Source organism: Streptomyces sp. NBC_00984 (genome assembly GCF_045162475.1).
Lineage (GTDB): Bacteria > Actinomycetota > Actinomycetes > Streptomycetales > Streptomycetaceae > Streptomyces.
In genome coordinates this window covers 1,863,238-1,879,482 of record NZ_CP108734.1, presented here as the reverse complement: position 1 = coordinate 1,879,482, position 16,245 = coordinate 1,863,238, and the positions used below count along the sequence as shown (strand labels likewise).

The window sequence follows — 16,245 nt, the reverse complement described above, 5'->3', positions numbered from 1 at the left end:
ACCCCGGCCCTCCACCTGTCACCGCCCTCCGACGGCCACACACCCCCCGCCCCCAACGACCGCCCGTTGGGCGGCCGTTGGGGCAGGTCTCAGGCCCGGTTCTCCAGCAGCGAGGCCATCCACTCCTCGATGCCGTCGGCGGTGCGCGGCAGCGCGGACGACATGAGGCGAGCGCCGTCGGCGGTGATCACGAGGTCGTCCTCGATCCGCACTCCGATCCCGCGCAGCGACCGCGGCAGTGTCTCGTCGTCGGGCTGGAGGTAGAGCCCGGGTTCCACGGTCAGTACCTGACCGGCCTCCAGACGCCCGTCCAGATAGGTGTCGGCCCGCGCCTGCGCGCAGTCGTGCACGTCCATGCCGAGCATGTGGCCGCTGCTGCAGAGCGTGTACCGGCGGTAGAAGCCGTTGTCCGGATCGAGCGCCTCGTCCGCGGACATCGGCAGCACGCCCCACGCGTGCAGCCCTTCGGCAATGACCCGCATGGCCGCCAGATGGAAGTCACGGAATCGCGCTCCCGGGCGCAGGGCCGCGATGCCCGCGTCCTGGGCGGCGAGCACCAGCTCGTAGACGGTGCGCTGCACGGGGGAGAAGCGGCCGGACAGCGGCAGGGTGCGGGTGATGTCGGCCGTGTAGAGCGAGTCGGTCTCCACCCCGGCGTCCAGGAGCAGCAACTGGTCGCGTTCCAGCGGTCCGTCGTTGCGGATCCAGTGCAGGACGCAGGCGTGCGCCCCGGCTGCGGCGATCGTGGAGTAGCCCGGACCGTTCCCCTCCAGCCGGGCCCGCAGATCGAAGACGCCCTCGATCCAGCGCTCGCCGCGCGGGTGCCGCAGCGCCTGCGGCAGGCTTCGCACCACGTCCTCGAACCCCGCCGCCGTCGCGTCGACGGCCTGCTGCAACTGGCCGGTCTCATAGGGGTCCTTGACGAGGCGGAGCTCACTGAGCACCGCTGAGAGCCCGGCCGGAGCCGAGCGTCCGTGCGGGAACGCGCGGCAGGAACGCAGCAGTTCGTCGACGGACGGGTCCACGCCGCCCAGCACCCGCACCGGTGGCTGCGGCCCGGTGAGCAGCTTCTCCCAGGCGTCCAGATGCGCGCAGCGGATGCCGGTCAGCCGGGTGGCCTCCGCCAGGTCAGGCCTGCGGCCGACCCAGAACTCCCCGTATCTGCGGTCGCGGTAGAACTCCTGGCCGGTGCGCGGTGACCGGGGCCGCAGATAGAGCACCGCCTCGTGGCGCTCGTCGCCGTCCGGCTCCAGGACGAGGACATGGCCGGCCTGGTCCTCGCCGGTGAGGCCGGTGAGCCAGGCATAGCCGGTGTGCGGCCGGAAGCGGTGGTCGGTGTCATTGGAGCGGACGGCGAGCGCGCCCGCCGGGATGATCAGGCGCTCGCCGGGGAAGCGGGCGGCCAGCCGGGCCCGGCGGGCGGGGGTGGCGTCGATGGAGGGGACGCGAAGTCCGGTCGGCAGCGGGGACTTGGCCCACCCGGTGCCCATGAAGGCGTCCAGGGCGGGTGACACCGGCAGGTCGTGGCTGCCGGTGCGGGGCGCGGAGAAGGAACGGGACACGGGCATTGCTCCTCGGGGGCTCTGTGGGACCGGTGGCGGGGCCGGAATTCCGGCTCTCCGGGGACACGGTGGTGCGGTGGTCGGGAAACCGGTGGCGGCGGCCGGCGCGTTCGGGGCCGCGTGTCATATCCCGTGCTGCGACGAGAAGTTGTCGCGCGGATGAATGTGCGCGAGAGGGGTTCCAAAGAACATGTGACATGTGCCATTGTACAGCGCGCAAGGGGAACGGAGCAGTGCTCATGTCGCGACGTGAGTGCAGTTCAGACCCGGTTCGCCACCGGCCTCTTGTATTCCCCCACAACCGCGCCCTGTTGCGCGGTTACCACTCCGCTGGGAGGCGGCACGTGAAGAACCTTATGGTTCGACAGAGAATAACCGGATTGTCCACTGTGGTCCTGGCAGCATGCCTGGGCGTGGGCCTGTTCACGGCACCGAGCCAGGCCGTCGAGCAACGTCCCGCCGCGTCGGCCGCGGCCCCCCACTCCTCGGGCGCCGCTCAGGGACGGGCGGAAACCCGGACCGAGGACCCCGGCGGCCCCACCGCCGAGTCGCTGACGGCACCCGCCGACGATGCCGCTCACGTCGAACGCAAGTCGCTCAAGGCCGCCGACCGGCCGCCACTGTCCGCGTCCAAGGACGCGCTCAAGCGGGACTACGACGACCAGGCCACCGCGCTTCCGAGCCACCCGGCACCTTCGATGAAGGCCGAGAAGCGCCGCGCCAAGAAGCTCGGCAAGGACGCGGCCGAGTGCAACACCACCGATTTCACCAACAACACCGGAAGCGCCCTGGTCGAGAAGGTCAAGGCGGCGACCACCGACTGCGTCAACACGCTGTTCCGTCTCAAGGGCCAGGACGGCTACAACGCCTTCCGCGAGGACCAGATGGTCACCATCGCCGATGCCATGCGCGACGCATCGGCCTCCTACCCCGGTGACAGCAGCACCGGCATGCCCCAGCTGGTCCTCTTCCTCCGGGCCGGCTACTACGTGCAGTACTACGACCCCGACACCGTCGGAGAGTACGGGCCGCGCCTGCGTACGGCCATCCAGGGCGCGCTCGACGGCTTCTTCGGCTCCTCGCACGCCTTCGACGTCACCGACGCCAACGGCGAGAGCCTGTCCGAGGCGATCATCCTGGTCGACAGCGCCGGGGAGAACGCCCGTTACCTGAACATCGTCAAGCGGATGCTGGCCGACTACGACGAGTCGTACAACAGCTCCTGGTACATGGTCAACGCCGTGAACAGCGTGTACACGGTCATGTTCCGGGGTCACCAGGTGCCGGAGTTCATCAGTGCCATCGAGGCCGATTCCAGTGTGCTGAACTCCCTGCACGACTTCGCCGCGAACCACCTCGACCTGCTGGACACCAAGCAGTCGTTCCTTGTCTCCAACGCGGGACTCGAGCTCGGCCGCTTCCTCAAGGAGGACTCGCTGCGCGCCAAGGCGAGCCCGCTCGCGGTCGACCTGATGGGCAAGAGCTCCATCGACGGCCCCACCGCCCCGCTCTGGGTCAATCTGGCCAAGATGGTCGACGCCTACGACAAGGACAACTGCGCGGCCTACGGCGCCTGTGACCTCGCGGCGCGTCTCGAGAAGGCCGTCCTGCCGGTGAAGTACACCTGTAGCGACAGCATCACCATCCGGGCGCAGGACATGACCGAGGCGGAGCTCGAAGCCAGCTGCTCCAGCCTGCGCGCCCAGGACGCCTACTTCCACGAGGTGGCCCGGGACAACGGCGCGGTCGCCGACGACAACAACAAGACCATCGAGGTCGTGGCCTTCAACTCCAGCACCGACTACCAGACCTACGCCGGAGTGATCTTCGGCATCGACACCAACAACGGTGGCATGTACCTGGAGGGCGACCCCAAGGCCGAGGGCAACCAGCCCCGGTTCATCGCCTACGAGGCCGAGTGGGCCCGCCCCGACTTCCAGATCTGGAACCTCAACCACGAGTACACCCACTACCTCGACGGCCGCTTCGACATGTACGGCGACTTCGCCGCCGGAATGACCACCCCGACCGTCTGGTGGGTGGAGGGCTTCGCGGAGTTCGTCTCGTACTCGTACCGCAAGGTCACCTACGACGACGCCGTCGCCCAGGCCGCCAACCGCACCTACACCCTGCGGACCCTGTTCGACACCACCTACGACAACGCCGACCAGACCCGCGTCTACAACTGGGGCTACCTGGCCGTCCGCTACATGCTCGAATCCCACCGCTCCGACGTCGACACCCTGCTCGGCCTCTACCGCAAGGGCGACTGGGACGGCGCCCGCACCCTGCTCACGTCGACCATCGGCAGCCGTTACGACGCCGACTGGAACACCTGGCTTGCCGCCTGCGCGGCAGGTGCCTGCGGCGGCGGATCCACCAACCCGCCCGGTGAGATCACCGAGTGCAAGGACGCCGACACCAGGCTGCTGGGCCAGAACTGCATGCGCAGCGGGCTGAAGGCCGTCAAGGGCGACTACGCCTACCTGGCCGTCGTCATCCCGGCCGGCACCACCCAGCTGAAGATCACCGCCTCCGGCGGCACGGGTGACGCCGATCTCTACTACAGCTCGCAGGAGTGGGCGACCACCAAGGTCTACACCGACAAGTCCGTCGGCGCGGGCAACGAGCACACCCTGACCGTCAACAACCCGGCGCCGGGCTACCACTTCATCAGCCTCTACGGCACCGAGGCGTTCGACGGAGCCAAGGTCACCACCGAGTTCTGATCCCTACGACCCCCACGGTATCGGTCGGCCGAGTGGTGATCCTGCTCGGCCGACCGGTGCTGTTCCTCTCCTCCGGGGAGCGTCCGCCGGACACGGCCCGGAGCTCACAACAGCCGCAGGACGCCCGGCCCGTCGTTCCGCAGGATCTCCACGAGCTGTTCGAAGACCGTCGGTCCGCGCCCCGCGAGTGCCTCGTCGAGCCGGCGGCGGAGCGCCGCCCGGTTGCTGGGGTGGGCCCGCTCCAGGCTCCGCCGCAGCTGCCGGGCCGTCTCCTCGTGGCCCAGGGCCCGTGCGGAGAGCGCGTGGTCCCGCCACTCGAAGACGAAGTCGCCGTCGTCCGGAGTGCCCATCCCGCCGCGGAGACAGTCCGCAAGAGCGTCGAGGTTGCGGCCGAAATACCCGCCGGGGCCGTTCACGGCCTCGCCGATCACTTCCCAGAACTGCTCCAGGCCGGTGACCCGGGAGCCGTCGATCAGATAGGTCACGGTCATGGGGGGAGGGTACAAGTCGTTGAGCGTCGGGTCCGTTTGCCGGCCCCGGAACGTGATCCGCGCCGCAGGTGGGGGTCTACGGCGCGGATCGGTCCGGAGGGGCCGGGCTTCAGCAGCCCTGGTCGATCAGGTCGAAGGTGGCGTAGTGGTCGCCGGTGTAGTAGTCCTCCTGCGCCTTCTCGCCGGTGACGATCCGGCGCGCACCGCGGGTCGGGGAGCCGGGGGTGACGACCGTGTACTCGTGGTAGTAGCCGGCGCTCTGGCCGGGCAGGACGCCTTCACGGTTCTGGAAGACGGAGCCGTCCTGCGAGTACGGGAACGGGCCGCCCGCGTCGATCAGGTCGAGGGTGTCGTGCGCCTGGGCGGGCAGCGCCGAATAGCAGATGCTGCCGACCGACGTGATGGAGACGGAGGTGGAGGAGGCGGTGGATGCGGTCGAGGCGGTGGCCGTGGTGGCCGGGGCGCCGACGAGGAGGACGGACAGGAGGGCGGCTGCGCCACCGAGCGTGGTGATCCGTGGGGGGATTCGCATAGCCACCATGATGACGCGCGTAGACACGGTCCCGTCAACGCCAACCGATGTGAATTTTTTGGAAGTTAACCCGAGGGGGGAAATGTGTCGCGCAGATGTCCGGCAGTCCTCCGGCCGGTTCCGGTTCTCCGTTCACTTATTGATGAGTCGACAAGCGTGGCGGCCCGTCAGCGGGGCATGCATCCCGTGAACATGTTCCGCGAAGGAGTTCAACGAGAAGCATCGGACACGGGAGACCGGACCACGAGAAGGGGGCGATTCACTGTGCGGGCGGCGGAAATGATGGAACGTCAGGGAGATGCCGATTCCATGGAGGGTGAGGCCTCGCACGAACCGGGGGCGAAGGAGCGGCAGCCGGTCCGGCTGCATCGCAGACTGGCCCACACCGATCTGGCGGCCGTGGGTGAAGTGCGCCATGCGTTACGCGAGTTCCTGCGCTACCGATGGAGTACCGAACCGGCCCAGGTGGCGGAGCTCCTGCTCAGCGAGCTGGTGACCAATGCGCTGATCCACACGGGACGCGGCGCGGTCGTCACGGTGAGCGTGGCGCCCGCCAGATTACGGGTGGAGGTACGGGACTTCGTGTCCGGGCTGCCCCTGTCGTACGTACCGAACGCCGACGACGGTACGCATGGCCGAGGGCTCCTCCTGGTGCGGAGCCTCGCGGACGCCTGGGGAGTCAGCGCCCATGCGCTGGGCAAGGTCGTCTGGTTCGAGCTGGACGGCGAAAGGCCCTGACGGACCGGAAGGGAACCGGGCCGTCAGGGCCTGTGACTGCGGATCAGCCGAACTGCTGCTCCAGATCCTTCAGCTTCTGCTCCAGCGAATCGAGCCGGGGCAGTGCCTGGGTGTCGTCCTCGGCGGTGAGGTCGACGGTGACCGGATCATTCGGGTTCCGGCCCGGGGCGACGGCGCTCGGCCCCGTCACGGCTTGCAGGGATGGCCGGGGGCGCAACGGCAGTTGTCCCGGCTCGGATATGGCGGGTTCCACGACGGACGCGGAGCCCGCCGTGGGGGCGATGGCCTGGACGTCCACCTGGGTGCCGCCGCGGCCGACCCGGCGCCAGGCCCGGTTCTGCCGGTTCAGCGCCTTGATGTGGGCCCGGTCCAGCTTCTCCTGGTCCTTCCTGCGGAGGCGGTTCTGCTCCTTCTCCCGCCTGTCCTCACGTACCTCGTCGACCGCCTCGTCCAGTGTGCGTACGCCTTCCAGCAGCATCAGCGACCAGGCGCCGAAGGTCTCCCGGGGGGCGCGCAGCCACCGGACGATCCGGATCTGCGGCAGCGGACGGGGCACCAGGCCCTGCTCGCGCAGCGCGGCCCGGCGGGTCTGCTTCAGGGCCCGGTCGAAGAGCACGGCCGCCGAGAGCGACATCCCCGCGAAGAAGTGCGGGGCGCCCGCGTGGTCGATCCCGCGCGGTGCGTGCACCCAGTTGAACCAGGCGGCGGCGCCGGCGAACGTCCACACGAGCAGGCGTGAGCCGAGCGCAGCGTCACCGTGGCTGGCCTCGCGCACCGCGAGTACGGAACAGAACATGGCCGCGCCGTCGAGGCCGAAGGGGACGAGGTACTCCCAGCCCCCGGAGAGGCCGAGGTTCTGCTCGCCGAAGCCGACGAGCCCGTGGAAGGAGAGCGCGGCGGCGACCGCCGCACAGCAGAACAGCAGGACGTACGAGGCGGTGGCGTACAGGGCCTCCTTGCGTCTGCGGCGCTCTTCGCTGCGTTCCCAGCTGTCCTCGGCCGCGGATGTGTCAGCGGCGCGCTTGCCGCGCGCGACCACCGCCACCGCCGCCAGGACTCCCACGAGCAGCACGGCGCCCGGAAGCAGCCAATTCAGCGATATGTCGGTCAGTCTCATGCGCGGTCCCTTGCGTTGCGTAGGGCATTTCGGGCGCCATGATTGCCGAAACCCCATCATGCACAGGGGGTTTCGGGGCAAGAGAACGCCATTGGGTCGGCACGGCGTACGGAAGACCGGGGTCGGCTCGAATGCCCGCACGCGACCGATGAGTTGCGTTCGAATTGTACTACTCGCGCGAGTGGTGTTGATCAGTGAGTGGGCGTCAGCTTCCGCACCCGGTCGGCGTCACAGGTACGCGGGCAGGTGACACAGGTGTCCTCGGGGCGCAGCGTGTAGAACAGACAGCAGCTCGCCCGGTCGCGGGTGGGCAGCGATTCGCCGTCCGGTCCGGTCAGATCGCGGAAGCCCGCGGAGCCGACGTACGGCTTCGTGGTGCCCGGCAGGAGTGCCTCCAGCTCGGCCATCGCCCGTCGTTCCTCGCCGAGCAGATGGGCGATGTACCAGAGCCCCTCGATGATCTCGTCCGTCGCCATGCCCCACAGCGCGCGCCTGCCGCGTCGCATCCGAGGTCCGAAGCCGTCGAGCACCGGGCCGATGTGGTCGGCCACCGCCGCGAGCACTTCGGCCCGCAGCTCCGTCTCGTCGGATACCACCCGGGCGCCCGGCAGCTCGGCGGCCGGATCGTCCGGCAGGCAGGCGAACTCCCGCACCCGGAGGGTCAGATGACCCAGCGCCCGCTGGAACGCCACGTCCCCGACGGGAATCCGGGGCACCCGCCGATGCAGGAACCAGGGCACCGTCACCAGCAGGCAGGCGGGCCAGGCGTAGCGGTGCAGCCCGAAGCTGGCGACCACGTCGGGGCGGGGCTGCTGCCCGTAGTCCCGCACCACCTGGGCGTGGTCCCAGGCGAGGAAGGCGTCGAGCGCGGCGCCCCCCGCCGCCAGCTCGTCGGCGCCCACCCAGCCGGTGCCGCGAGGGGCGGTCTCGTCATCCGCCAGCACCTGCGCGCGCACCCCGGGAAAGACATCGGCCAGGCGCGCGTAGGCGTCCGTCACGGCGGACGCCGTGGTGCCGGGAAGCAGGGCGGGGAGTGTCATGCAGGGACCACCGAATCGCGACCGTTTGCAGGTTAGCCTTACCTTACCCGACCGGATCGATGTTTGAACTGCGGCGTCCTGCGCCTATCGTGCACAGGAGGCATGGCGTACGCGAGCCGCGCCCGCGTCCGGCCGAGGAGGTCCGAGTGGAGCAGGGCAGAGTGCGTGAGGCGTACGGGACCGCCGCGCCCGCGACCGTCCCGGCGGTCGTCCGGGTGCCCGAACAGACGCGTGGCGAGCAGGCACGTGGCGAACACACCCACAGCGAGCCGCCCGCCCCGCGCGCGGTGGTGCAGCGGCACTCCGTACGCGGCCAGATCCTGGAGGCGCTGCGCGCCGCCCTGGTCGACGGCCGGCTGGCTCCGGGGCAGGTCTATTCGGCCCCGGCTCTCGGTGCCCGGTTCGGGGTCTCCGCCACGCCGGTGCGCGAGGCAATGCAGCAGCTGGCCATCGAGGGCGCCGTCGAGGTCGTACCGAACCGAGGGTTCCGGGTGTCCGAGCGCGGCCCGCGCGAGCTCGCCGAGCTGGCCGAGGTGCGCGCCCTGATCGAGGTCCCCGTGATGCTGCGGCTGGCCCGGACCGTCCCGCCCGGCGCCTGGTGCGCCCTGCGCCCGCTGGCCGAGGCCACGGTGGCCGCCGCGGCCGTGGGCGACCGGGCCGGCTATGCCGAGTCGGACCGGGCCTTCCACGGCGCGGTCCTCGCGCTCTGCGGCAACGAGCAGCTGGTGCAGGTCGCCGACGACCTGCACCGCCGCTCCCAGTGGCCGCTGGAGAGCAACCCCGTCACCCGCCGCGCCGACCTCCTCGCCGACGCGGCCGAGCACACCGCTCTGCTCGACGCGCTGATCGCCCAGGACCTGGCCGTCGTGCAGTCGCTGGTACAGGAGCACTTCACCGGCGCCGAGGGCTGACCGGGCGCGGCGCCCCGGACCCGGGGCCCGCCCGGCTCCGGTCTCAGTTCGCCTCGGCCGTCTCCGCGGGAGGCGGGTCCAGATGCGGCGCCAGCCACGTCGGCACGCCCCCGAGCAGCCGGAACAGCCGGCCCGCCTCGGCGCGCAGCCGGGTCGCCAGCTCGGGCTCCGGCTCGGAGTCCGCGAGGGCGATGAGGGCCGGAGCCGTACCGATCAGATAGCCCAGCTCCTCCCTTATCCGCAGGGACTCCGCGAAGCCGTGCCGGGCCTCCGCCAGTTCGCCCTCGCGCAGGGCCAGCAGGGCGAGATGGCGCCAGGTCGAGGAGAGCAGCAGCGCGTCCCCCTGTGCGGTGGCTCCGGCGTGGGCCCTGCGGTACGCGGCGCGCGCGGCCTCCGGCGAGTCGGCGATGTTCTGCGCGATCAGGCCCCGCCGGAAGTCCAGCAGCGGGCGGCCCGGCGCGGACGGGGCGAGCAGTGCGGCGGCCCGGCTCAGCGCGACACTGGCCTCGTCGGCCCGGTCGCGTACTCCCAGGAGTGTCGACGCGTACGCCAGATGGCCGCGCTCGCACGCGGCCGCGCCGCGTTCGTCGTCGTCGTGGGCCAGCGCCTCCGCGGTGCGCAGCGCGTCCTCGGCGTCGCTCCAGCCCTTTCCGGTGTACAGGCACCGTTCGGTCAGCAGGGCGGTCCGCTGGAGCGCCGCGGCCGGATCGGTGCCGGCGCCGGGTTCGAGCAGTGCGGCGGCGTCCGTCCAGCAGGCGCGTGACCGCAGCCGCCATACCGCTGTCTGGAGCGGCGGATCGTCATCTGCTGTCGTTCCGGAACCAGACATGGCGGTATGCGCCACATTGCCCTCCCCTAGCGCGCCATCGAGCTGTGAGTCTGGCCGCATCTCAGCACGGATCTGCACGCCGGGCCAAGGGGTCGTTCAATCTCAGGTGAAAGATTTCACAAACGAATGGAGCCGCCAACAGCCGTGACAGGGCCGGGAAATCAGCTCATACGCAGGGCGAGGAAGAAATCGAGCTTGTCCTCCAGGCGCGAAAGGTCACGCCCCGTCAACTGCTCGATTCGCCCCACCCGGTAGCGCAACGTGTTGACGTGCAGATGGAGCCGGGCCGCGCAGCGGGTCCACGATCCGTCGCAGTCCAGGAACGCCTCCAGCGTCGGGATCAGCTCCGCGCGGTGGCGCCGGTCGTAGTCGCGCAGCGGGTCGAGCAGGCGTGCGGTGAACGCGCGGCGCACGTCGTCGGGGACGAACGGCAGCAGCAGCACGTGCGAGGCCAGCTCGTGGTGTCCGGCCGCGCAGACCCGGCCGGGGCGGGCCGCCGCCACCCGGCGGGCGTGCCGGGCCTCCTCCAGGGCACCGCGCAGTCCCTCGGGCGAATGGACCGCCGCGCTGACACCCAGGGTCAGCCGGCCGTCGTCGGCGAGGCCCGCGGAGAGCGGTTCGCGGACCGCGGCGAGCAGCACATCGGCATGGAGTGCGGGATCCACGCCCGCCTCGGTGTGCGCGGCGTCCCGGTCCGGCGCGGGCGCGGTGACGGCGGGCAGCGGTACGAGGGCGACGGCCTCCTCGCCCGTATGGGCGACCGCGATCCGGTCCGCCGAGTCGGGACCGGTGACCGCGGGGTCGACCAGGATCTCCTCCAGCAGCGCCTGGGCGACCGGGCCGCCCGCGACGGCGGAACCGGACCCCGCCGGGGCGCCGGCGGCGGACTGTCCCTCCGCGCCGCCCCACTCGACCCGCGCCACCACGACCTGCCAGTGCGGCGCGGACCCGAGCCCCGGCAGCAGCACCGGGGCCGCGACCCGCAGCCTGGCGGCGATCTCGGCCGGCGGCGCACCCGTCTGGACCAGTTCCAGGACTTCCTGGGCGAGCCTGCGGCGTACCGTGCGGGCCGCGTCGCGCCGGTCCCGTTCGACGGCGATCAGCTGGGTGACGCCCTGGAGCAGATCCAGCCGGGCCGGCGGCCAGTCGCTCGCGTCCGCCTCGACCGCGAGCAGCCAGTCCGAGAGCACCGACTCACGGATGTCGCGGGAGGCCGGGACGGCGCCGCGGCCGGTGTTCCGGATCGGGAAGAGCGAATACGCGGTGCCGTCGACCGTGGCCCGGTGCGGGGCGTGGCGACCGGTGCGGGTGGCGGCCAGGTGGTGGCCGGCCAGCACGGCGCCGACCGGTCCGGGCAGTGACGTTTCACCGGCGCCCGCGATCTGCCGGCCGGTGGGGGAGAGCACCCAGGCATGCAGGTCGAGGTCGGATCCGAGTAGATCCAGGACCACCTCGGGCCCGCCGCCCGCCGGGCCCGAGGTCATGAGCCTGCGGTGCCGGTCCACGACCGCCGCCAGATCGCCCGCCCGCTCACCGGACACCTGGCGCACCACATGCTCGGTGATCGTTGCGAACGCGACGGTCTCATGGACGGCGAAGAGCGGCAGCCGGTGCCGCGCGCACGCCTCCACCAGATCGCCGGGGATGTCGCCGAGCTCCGCCTCGCCCGCCGCGAGCCCGGCCACGCCGGCACCCGCCAGGATCCGTACGAACGGCTCCGAGTCCGCCGCGTCCCGGCGCCAGGCCAGGCCCGTGAGGACCAGCTCGCCGCCCGACAGGTAGCGGCTGGGATCCCGCAGGTCGGTGGTCATCACGCCGCGGACCGAACGGTCCAGCTCGTCCTCGCCGCCGAGCAGCCGCAGGCCCAGCGCGTCGGTCTCCAGCAGTGCGCGCAGCCGCATCTCGTCGCCGCCGATCTCTTTCGTTGGTGCGGGTGAAAACTGGGTAATGCGGTGAGGTTACTGATCCCCGCCATTCGTTCGAATCTACAAGACGAGGAGATCGACCAGCCAACTCCTTCATGGTTTCGGTGACTGCACCGGGTGGAGCACGGCTTGTGTACTTGGCCCCACACCGCGTTAACAACACATGAACGACCGGTCGAGGGCCGGCCGCACCCCGCCCCCCCCGCCCCCAGTGAACGACCCGATTGAGAAGAAGAGAGCCACTCATGGACTTCCTTCGCCCCGCCAGCTGGGAGGAGGCGCTCGCCGCCAAGGCCGAGCACCCGACGGCTGTGCCCATCGCGGGTGGCACCGATGTGATGGTCGAGATCAACTTCGACCACCGGCGGCCCGAGTACCTCCTGGACCTGAACCGCATCGGAGAGCTGACCGAGTGGGAGGTGGGCCAGGAGTACGTACGGCTCGGCGCCTCCGTCCCGTACAGCCACATCATGGAGCACCTGCGGGCCGAGCTGCCCGGACTGGCGCTCGCCTCCCACACCGTCGCCTCGCCCCAGATCCGCAACCGCGGCGGCGTCGGCGGCAACCTGGGCACCGCCTCGCCCGCCGGGGACGCCCACCCGGCGCTGCTCGCCGCCGGCGCCGAGGTCGAGGCCGAATCCGTACGCGGGACCAGGATGATCCCGATCGATGCCTTCTACACCGGCGTCAAGCGCAACGCCCTCGAACCGGACGAGCTGATCCGGGCCGTGCACATCAGGAAGGCCGACGGGCCGCAGCAGTACTCCAAGGTCGGCACCCGCAACGCGATGGTCATCGCCGTCTGCGCCTTCGGCCTGGCCCTGCATCCCGAGACCCGCACGGTGCGCACCGGCATCGGCTCGGCCGCCCCCACGCCCGTACGGGCGAAGGCGGCCGAGGAATTCCTGAACGCCGCGCTCGAAGAGGGCGGTTTCTGGGACAGCCGCACGATCATCACCCCGTCCATCGCCAAGCAGTTCGCCACGCTCGCCGCCGGTGCCTGCAACCCGATCGACGATGTGCGCGGCACCGCGAGCTATCGCCGGCACGCGGTCGGGATCATGGCCCGCCGCACCCTCGGCTGGACCTGGGAGACGTACCGCGGCAACGGCCGCAGCACCGAAGGAGCTGCCTGATCATGCGCGTCAATTTCACGGTCAACGGCCGCAGGCACGAGGCGGACGACGTCTGGGAGGGCGAGTCCCTCCTCTACGTGCTGCGCGAACGGATGGGCCTGCCCGGCTCCAAGAACGCCTGCGAGCAGGGCGAGTGCGGCTCCTGCACGGTCCGCCTGGACGGTGTGCCGGTCTGCTCCTGCCTGGTCGCGGCGGGCCAGGTGGAGGGGCGCGAGGTCGTCACGGTGGAGGGACTCGCCGACTTCGCCGCCCACCGCTCCGAGCAGCACCCGGGCAGCGGCTGCGCCTCCGGCGCGTGCGGCACGGCGCTCGACAAGGCCCGGCAGTGGCAGGCCAAGCCGGCCGGCGAGGAGACCCGGGAAGGCGGTGAACTCTCCCCGATCCAGCAGGCGTTCATCGACGCCGGAGCCGTCCAGTGCGGCTTCTGCACCCCCGGCCTGCTGGTCGCCGCCGACGAGCTGCTGGAACGCAACCCGGAACCGTCCGACGCGGACATCCGCGAGGCGCTCTCCGGCAACCTCTGCCGCTGCACCGGCTACGAGAAGATCCTCGACGCGGTCCGCCTCGCGGCCGCCCGCGCGGAAGAAACGGTCTGACGATGGGCGTAACCGGCAACCCCACCAGCATCAACCAGGGCACCCGCACCAAGGGCGGCATCGGCGAGTCCACGCTCCGCCCCGACGGCATCCTCAAGGTCACCGGCGAGTTCGCGTACTCCTCCGACATGTGGCACGAGGACATGCTCTGGGGCCACACACTGCGCTCCACGGTCGCGCACGCCGAGATCGTCTCCATCGACACCTCGGAGGCGCTCGCCACGTCCGGTGTCTACGCCGTACTCACCTACGACGACCTGCCGACCTCGGTGAAGAACTACGGCCTGGAGATCCAGGACACTCCCGTGCTCGCCCACGGCAAGGTCCGCCACCACGGCGAACCGGTGGCGCTCGTCGCCGCCGACCACCCGGAGACGGCCCGCCGCGCCGCCGCGAAGATCAGGATCGACTACCGCGAACTGCCCGTCATCACCGACGAGGCCTCCGCCACCGCCCCCGGCGCGATCCTCGTCCACGAGGGACGCGACGACCACCACGCAGGGCACGTACCGCACCCCAACATCGTCCACCGCCAGCCCATCGTCCGCGGCGACGCGGACGCGGCGGCGGCCCGCGCCGATGTCGTGGTGAGCGGTGAATACGTCTTCGGCATGCAGGACCAGGCGTTCCTCGGCCCCGAGTCCGGCCTGGCCGTGCCCGCCGAGGACGGCGGCGTCGACCTGTACGTCGCCACCCAGTGGCTCCACTCCGACCTCCGCCAGATCGCCCCGGTCCTGGGCCTGCCCGAGGACAAGGTCCGCATGGCGCTCTCCGGCGTCGGCGGGGCCTTCGGCGGCCGCGAGGACCTGTCCATGCAGATCCACGCCTGTCTGCTCGCCCTGCGCACCGGCAAGCCGGTCAAGATCGTCTACAACCGGTTCGAGTCCTTCTTCGGACACGTCCACCGGCACCCGGCGAAGCTCTGGTACGAGCACGGCGCCACCCGCGACGGCAAGCTGACCCATATGAGATGCCGCATCGTGCTGGACGGTGGAGCCTACGCATCCGCCTCCCCGGCCGTGGTCGGCAACGCCTCCTCGCTCTCCGTCGGCCCGTACGTCATCGACGACGTCGACATCGAGGCCATCGCGCTCTACACCAACAACCCGCCCTGCGGCGCCATGCGCGGCTTCGGCGCGGTGCAGGCATGCTTCGCCTACGAGGCCCAGATGGACAAGCTCGCCGCCGAACTGGGCATGGATCCGGTCGAGTTCAGGCAGCTCAACGCCATGGAACAGGGCACCCTGCTGCCGACCGGTCAGGTCGTCGACTCGCCCGCCCCGGTCGCCGAACTGCTGCGCCGGGTCAAGGCCAGGCCGCTGCCGCCCGAGCGCCAGTGGGAGGTGGCCGGCGAACAGGCCGACGTACGGGCCCTGCCCGGCGGACTGTCCAACACCACCCACGGCGAAGGCGTCGTACGCGGCATCGGCTACGCGGTCGGCCTCAAGAACGTCGGCTTCTCCGAGGGCTTCGACGACTACTCCACCGCCCGGGTGCGCATGGAGGTCATCGCCGGCGAGCCGGTCGCGACCGTGCACACGGCCATGGCGGAGGTCGGGCAGGGCGGCGTCACCGTCCACGCCCAGATCGCCCGTACCGAACTCGGCGTCGCCCAGGTCACCATCCGCCCGGCCGACACCCGGGTCGGCTCGGCCGGCTCCACCTCCGCGTCCCGGCAGACCTACGTCACCGGCGGCGCCGTGAAGCACTCCTGCGAGGCCGTCCGCGAGAAGGTCCTGGAGATGGGCCGCCGCAAGTTCGGTACGTACCACCCCGCGTGGGCCACCGCCGAACTGCTCCTGGAGGGCGGCAAGGTCGTCACCGACGACGGCGAGGTGCTGGCCGACCTGGTCGACGTACTGGAGGACGAGGCGGTCGACATCGAGCTGGAGTGGCGCCACCGGCCCACCGAGGCGTTCGACCTCCGCACCGGACAGGGCAACGGCCATGTCCAGTACTCCTTCGCCGCCCACCGCGCGGTCGTCGAGGTCGACACCGAACTCGGCCTGGTCAAGGTCATCGAACTGGCCTGCGCCCAGGATGTCGGCAAGGCGCTCAACCCGCTGTCGGTCATCGGCCAGATCCAGGGCGGCACCCTCCAGGGCATGGGTATCGCCGTCATGGAGGAGATCATCGTCGACCCGAAGACCGCGAAGGTACGCAATCCGTCCTTCACGGACTACCTGCTGCCCACCATCCTCGACACCCCGACCATCCCGGTCGACGTGCTCGAACTCGCCGACGACCACGCCCCGTACGGGCTCCGTGGCGTCGGTGAGGCCCCCACCCTGTCGTCGACCCCGGCCGTCCTCGCGGCGATCAGGAACGCGACGGGCCTGGAGCTCAACAGGACGCCGGTACGCCCCGAGCACCTCACCGGCACCTGAGCCTCGGCTCCACACGATCTCCCCGGGCGGTGCGTGCCTCCCAGGAACGTCACACTTCCGCTGCCCGCACCGCCCGGGGAACCGCAGCACCCGAAGTGCCGCGTCACCCGCGGTAGCGCAGTACGCAGTACCGCAGCACCCGCAGTCCGCAGCATCCGCGTCATCCGCAGTGCCGCAGCACCAGTAGTGCGTGTGACGCCGCACATGTACCACGTCACACGTCACATTCCACTCTGCATGAACAGTTCGCCT

Annotated in this window: 13 protein-coding genes; 6 read left to right on the top strand and 7 right to left on the bottom strand. The window is 70.9% G+C overall.

Annotation, left to right across the window (positions count from 1 at the left end; genetic code table 11):
- Positions 1-89 precede the first annotated feature (89 nt).
- Entirely contained in the window at positions 90-1,568 is a 1,479-nt protein-coding gene (locus OG520_RS08140) for an aminopeptidase P family protein (RefSeq protein ID WP_406012722.1), read from the bottom strand.
- Between the two features lie 350 nt (positions 1,569-1,918).
- Here OG520_RS08140 and OG520_RS08135 point away from each other — a divergent pair, with 350 nt between their 5' ends.
- Positions 1,919-4,291, top strand: coding sequence for a M9 family metallopeptidase (locus OG520_RS08135; RefSeq protein ID WP_406012721.1), 2,373 nt, complete (start codon positions 1,919-1,921; stop codon positions 4,289-4,291).
- A 104-nt stretch (positions 4,292-4,395) separates the two neighbouring features.
- On the opposite strand, the gene OG520_RS08130 is transcribed toward OG520_RS08135, so the two are convergent.
- Both OG520_RS08130 and OG520_RS08125 read right to left on the bottom strand, forming a co-directional pair.
- Entirely contained in the window at positions 4,396-4,782 is a 387-nt protein-coding gene (locus OG520_RS08130; RefSeq protein WP_406012720.1) for a barstar family protein, read from the bottom strand.
- 109 nt (positions 4,783-4,891) lie between these two features.
- Complete coding sequence (locus OG520_RS08125) at positions 4,892-5,314, bottom strand: ribonuclease domain-containing protein (protein ID WP_266428614.1); 423 nt, start codon at positions 5,312-5,314, stop codon at positions 4,892-4,894.
- Positions 5,315-5,689: 375 nt separating this feature from the next.
- On the opposite strand from OG520_RS08125, the gene OG520_RS08120 reads away from it, so the two are divergent.
- Entirely contained in the window at positions 5,690-6,052 is a 363-nt protein-coding gene (locus tag OG520_RS08120) for an ATP-binding protein (RefSeq protein ID WP_406016441.1), read from the top strand.
- 43 nt (positions 6,053-6,095) lie between these two features.
- Here the strand turns inward: OG520_RS08120 and OG520_RS08115 are convergent, their stop codons facing one another.
- Complete coding sequence (locus tag OG520_RS08115; protein ID WP_399329130.1) at positions 6,096-7,169, bottom strand: DUF2637 domain-containing protein; 1,074 nt, start codon at positions 7,167-7,169, stop codon at positions 6,096-6,098.
- Positions 7,170-7,360: 191 nt separating this feature from the next.
- Complete coding sequence (locus OG520_RS08110) at positions 7,361-8,209, bottom strand: (2Fe-2S)-binding protein (RefSeq protein WP_406012719.1); 849 nt, start codon at positions 8,207-8,209, stop codon at positions 7,361-7,363.
- Positions 8,210-8,355: 146 nt separating this feature from the next.
- On the opposite strand from OG520_RS08110, the gene OG520_RS08105 reads away from it, so the two are divergent.
- The gene (locus tag OG520_RS08105) at positions 8,356-9,120 is read left to right on the top strand and encodes a GntR family transcriptional regulator (protein WP_406012718.1); all 765 of its coding nucleotides are present in this window, start codon (positions 8,356-8,358) and stop codon (positions 9,118-9,120) included.
- A gap of 43 nt (positions 9,121-9,163) precedes the next feature.
- Here OG520_RS08105 and OG520_RS08100 read toward each other — a convergent pair whose 3' ends face one another.
- A complete protein-coding gene (locus tag OG520_RS08100) occupies positions 9,164-9,949 on the bottom strand; it encodes a hypothetical protein (RefSeq protein WP_406012717.1) in 786 nt (261 codons plus the stop codon).
- Positions 9,950-10,110: 161 nt separating this feature from the next.
- Positions 10,111-11,850, bottom strand: a complete 1,740-nt coding sequence (locus tag OG520_RS08095) for a PucR family transcriptional regulator (protein ID WP_406012716.1) — start codon at positions 11,848-11,850, stop codon at positions 10,111-10,113.
- 269 nt (positions 11,851-12,119) lie between these two features.
- On the opposite strand from OG520_RS08095, the gene OG520_RS08090 reads away from it, so the two are divergent.
- The 3 genes from OG520_RS08090 to OG520_RS08080 are packed head-to-tail and all read left to right on the top strand — an operon-like array spanning position 12,120 to position 15,993.
- Entirely contained in the window at positions 12,120-13,010 is an 891-nt protein-coding gene (locus OG520_RS08090) for an FAD binding domain-containing protein (protein ID WP_406012715.1), read from the top strand.
- Positions 13,011-13,012: 2 nt separating this feature from the next.
- Positions 13,013-13,606 (top strand): (2Fe-2S)-binding protein, encoded by a 594-nt coding sequence (locus tag OG520_RS08085; RefSeq protein ID WP_399329136.1) that lies wholly within the window; start codon positions 13,013-13,015, stop codon positions 13,604-13,606.
- A gap of 2 nt (positions 13,607-13,608) precedes the next feature.
- Positions 13,609-15,993 (top strand): xanthine dehydrogenase family protein molybdopterin-binding subunit, encoded by a 2,385-nt coding sequence (locus tag OG520_RS08080; protein ID WP_406012714.1) that lies wholly within the window; start codon positions 13,609-13,611, stop codon positions 15,991-15,993.
- Positions 15,994-16,245 lie beyond the last annotated feature (252 nt).

Bases quoted from the DNA above. Each gene is read 5' to 3' on its own strand.
- OG520_RS08100 (WP_406012717.1), bottom strand. From the start codon at position 9,949: ATGTCTGGTTCCGGAACGACAGCAGATGACGATCCGCCGCTCCAGACA.
- OG520_RS08085 (WP_399329136.1), top strand. From the start codon at position 13,013: ATGCGCGTCAATTTCACGGTCAACGGCCGCAGGCACGAGGCGGACGAC.
- OG520_RS08090 (WP_406012715.1), top strand. From the start codon at position 12,120: ATGGACTTCCTTCGCCCCGCCAGCTGGGAGGAGGCGCTCGCCGCCAAG.
- OG520_RS08130 (WP_406012720.1), bottom strand. From the start codon at position 4,782: ATGACCGTGACCTATCTGATCGACGGCTCCCGGGTCACCGGCCTGGAG.
- OG520_RS08125 (WP_266428614.1), bottom strand. From the start codon at position 5,314: ATGCGAATCCCCCCACGGATCACCACGCTCGGTGGCGCAGCCGCCCTC.
- OG520_RS08080 (WP_406012714.1), top strand. From the start codon at position 13,609: ATGGGCGTAACCGGCAACCCCACCAGCATCAACCAGGGCACCCGCACC.
- OG520_RS08135 (WP_406012721.1), top strand. From the start codon at position 1,919: ATGGTTCGACAGAGAATAACCGGATTGTCCACTGTGGTCCTGGCAGCA.
- OG520_RS08095 (WP_406012716.1), bottom strand. From the start codon at position 11,850: ATGCGGCTGCGCGCACTGCTGGAGACCGACGCGCTGGGCCTGCGGCTG.
- OG520_RS08115 (WP_399329130.1), bottom strand. From the start codon at position 7,169: ATGAGACTGACCGACATATCGCTGAATTGGCTGCTTCCGGGCGCCGTG.
- OG520_RS08110 (WP_406012719.1), bottom strand. From the start codon at position 8,209: ATGACACTCCCCGCCCTGCTTCCCGGCACCACGGCGTCCGCCGTGACG.
- OG520_RS08140 (WP_406012722.1), bottom strand. From the start codon at position 1,568: ATGCCCGTGTCCCGTTCCTTCTCCGCGCCCCGCACCGGCAGCCACGAC.